Origin of the sequence: Roseiarcus sp., assembly GCF_052145395.1 — a bacterium.
In the GTDB taxonomy this organism is placed as follows: Bacteria; Pseudomonadota; Alphaproteobacteria; order Rhizobiales; family Beijerinckiaceae; genus Roseiarcus.
Genome location: NZ_JBKQOT010000338.1, coordinates 1 through 3,045, shown reverse-complemented (window position 1 = coordinate 3,045; position 3,045 = coordinate 1). Strand labels below are relative to the sequence as shown.

Genomic DNA, 3,045 nt, shown 5'->3' with positions numbered 1-3,045 from the left:
TCATGAGGTTGCCGATCCGGAAACTGGTTGGGCTATCGTTCAGCGACGAGACCATCATCCTGCCGATCACGGCGAGCGGCGGCGGCGTCTTCCTCGCGGAACTCATCGCTATGGATGTGCCCTCGAGAGGCCTGAAAGTGTACGCGCACGCGCGGACTTTCGTGTCGGAGGCGCTGCGGAAGCCGGATCAGGTCGGCCTCGAACCGGCGGCGGATCCGGGCGCGAGCATGTTGGCGGCCGGCTGGGCGTTGAGCGGCAAGCTCAAGGGCGTGTCGAGTCCGCTGAGCGAGGATGACATCAAAAAGTTGAAGTTCGATCGCACAGAATGAAGGAGATCAAGATGAGCTACCAAGACCAAGGCCAGGATCCGATCAGCAAGGTCAGGTCGTTTCTCCAATCCATCTTGTCAAAGGAGCAGCTCCAGCTTCTGGAGGCTATTTTGGCGGGCGTCGACACGGAAACCGACCCGCCCCCGCCCACAGGCCTGCAGCGTGGCGGCACGGAAGGTCCGCCTCCGACGAAGGGCGGGCCGATGCAGTCTGCTGGGTTTGACCGGCGCAAACTCGGGCGCGATTCCCCGCCCCAGTTCAACGGCATGCCGACGACCGACGGCCGCGGGCCTCGCCCATATGGCCAATCCCACCAGGCGAATTACGGCAGCAGGATGGATGCCTTCGCGGGCGACAGCATTGCCGCCGACCGTGAGCTGCGCCGCCGTCTCCGCGTAGCGGGACATCCTCTAGGCGACCATGGCGGCCCTGGCACTGCGCTCCGTTACGCCAACGCCTGCGGGCTGAGCCATCTAGCGCTGGACTCGGCGCCGCCGTACCGTGCGCCCGCCGACGTCGACGCCGGGCCGCAGGCGGCTATGAGAATTGGGGCCTTATCTTATGCAGGTCGCATCGTCCACGAAGAGGCGCCGAGGGCTCCGGGTCTGGCCTATGACCAAGGCAGCAATCCGCTGAGCGTCGGCAATGTATTTCCGGAGCTGGCGGCCAGATTTTCGCTCCAGGAGATGAATGAGCGTCGGGCGTTCGCCGTGGTGAACCCGGAGAGCAAACACGCGGACGAGCGGAACATGGCTCGTCGTAGTAGAAGTGGTGGAATGGCGATGGACGCGGCAAATCGCGCCTCAGCGGCCCGCGCCCCTTCGATCAGCGATGTATTCGGCAGCGAGATGGCCAATCGTCTGAACGCAATCGGCTACGTGCGCTAACAGAACACGCGCGGGGTTTCCTTTGCTTGACCCCGCGTGTTCGCGTCCCTGGCCGCTGCGCCTTCTTCCAGCTGCCAGGGGCGCGTCATCTCTGAATTCGGAGCCCAACTATATGGAATGGCAACCTGCTGGGCCGGATAGTTGGGAGGCCAAGTTTGCCGACGGCGGCATCGCGACAATCACGCTGAGCGCTCGTGGCGCGACGCGTTTCAAGGTGAGCGTCTCTGGCCGCTGTTCTAGCATAGCGCATGGCCAAGCCCGGGTTGAAGCACTTGTCGATCGGATCGGTCTCGGTATCGAGAGCCCGAAGGCCGAGGCTGCGACCTTCGTGCCCGGCGGTTGACAAAACCGCCAGTCTTTCGGGTTTGGTTGCTTTTCGTCGTAGGCAACCGCGCAAAACCTAATGCACCGCCTCTCGCCAATCCGCCCTTCTGCTTTGCAATACCGGTGAAAAGCACGAAAAGGATGGTCGCCATTCTGCCACTTCTGCCTGCAGAAAAGCACGAAAGGGATGTAGCCATTCTTCATGCAGAAGGGTGGCAAGACGGTCCTGGACTGTCTTGCCGCCTTTAGCGTCCCCTCACCACGCCGAGGTCGATCACGTTGCTGGGCGCCGGTTCGCCCGAGGCGATCTCAGCCAGCCGGGTTGACCACGCCTCCAGCGCGGTCAGTTGTTCGGCCCGATACTCGTATCTGTTGTAGATTGCCGCGACGCCCTTGATCGTCCCGCTGCGATGATTGAGGACGCGCTCAACGACATGCGGCGCAATCTGGAGTTCGGCCATCCTGCTCGCCGCCGTCCGGCGAAGGTCGTGTAGCGTCCATGCCTTGACCGAACCGCCCAACTCGGCGGCCATCGCGCGGTCGAGGCGCTTTTTGGGTTCCTGGAAGCTACGCACGGGGCCGGCGCCGTCGTACGTGAAGACCCACGGGCTCGCCGGAAATCGCGGCAGGCCGCGCAGGATGCCGACGACGACATCGGGCAGCGGCAACACATGCTGCTGCTTGTTCTTCGAGCGCTCCTTCGGAAGGGTCCAGAGCCCGCCCTCGAGATCGAGTTCGGTCCATTTCATCTCGGCGATCTCGGTGCGCCGGGCTCCGAGCCGGAGCAGGAGTTCAACCAGTGGCTCAAGCGGATACCCTTCACCCCCGAGCGCCTTCATCAGCGCGGCGATCTCTTCCTCGTCGAGCGTGCGGTCTCGGGTCTGCTCCTCAGTGGGCTGGCGCACGCCCTCGAACGGGCTCCTCTCGATAAGGCCGCGCTCGATGGCCCATCGCCCGAACGTCTTCAGGGTCGACAAGACGCGATTGGCGAGGACGGGGGCGCGATCGACGAGAGGGTCGAGCAACTGGTGCGTGTCGGTCTTGGTGAGGCTCGACAGCCGCCGCCCGCGCCACACGGGCAAAACGTCATGCTGCAGAAGGCGCTCGACCTCTTGCGCAGTGCGCGGCCGCTTTGCCCTCACGTGCCTCTCGACGAAGGCTTGCGCCACGGACTCGAAGAGGTCGGCCGGCGCCTCCGTGGCGGCCCTCTCGGCGGCTCTGGCGGCCTTCTTCTCCTCCGAGGGGTCGATGCCGTCGGCGATCAGAGCCTTGGCCTTGGCGGCCCTCCTGCGGGCCTCTTTGAGGGGGATGGCGGGATAGACGCCGATCGTGTGCTTCGCCTGCTTCCCGTGAAGCCTGAAGCGCAGGATCCACGACATGACGCCGGAGGGGTGAACGGTGATTCGTAGGCCTCCGATTTGGGCGTCGGCGACCTCGTAGCGCGCCTCTTTCGGCTTCAGGGCGTCGAGGCCGGCTTGGGTCAGGATCTTTTTCATGCGGTACCC

At 64.3% G+C, this 3,045-nt stretch carries 4 protein-coding genes; 3 read left to right on the top strand and 1 reads right to left on the bottom strand.

Going from position 1 to position 3,045, the window contains the following annotated elements:
* The 3 genes from ACLP25_RS11455 to ACLP25_RS11445 form a co-directional block, all read left to right on the top strand.
* The coding region (locus ACLP25_RS11455; RefSeq protein WP_442469321.1) for a hypothetical protein at positions 1-329 on the top strand (329 nt) is incomplete at its 5' end.
* Positions 326-1,216, top strand: coding sequence for a hypothetical protein (locus tag ACLP25_RS11450; protein WP_442469320.1), 891 nt, complete (start codon positions 326-328; stop codon positions 1,214-1,216). The genes ACLP25_RS11455 and ACLP25_RS11450, both read left to right, overlap by 4 nt.
* A 112-nt stretch (positions 1,217-1,328) precedes the next feature.
* Positions 1,329-1,559: a hypothetical protein gene (locus ACLP25_RS11445; RefSeq protein ID WP_442469319.1), complete on the top strand. Its 231-nt coding sequence runs from the start codon at positions 1,329-1,331 to the stop codon at positions 1,557-1,559.
* 226 nt (positions 1,560-1,785) lie between these two features.
* Here ACLP25_RS11445 and ACLP25_RS11440 read toward each other — a convergent pair.
* Positions 1,786-3,045: tyrosine-type recombinase/integrase (locus ACLP25_RS11440; RefSeq protein WP_442469318.1), on the bottom strand; the 1,260-nt coding region annotated here is incomplete at its 5' end.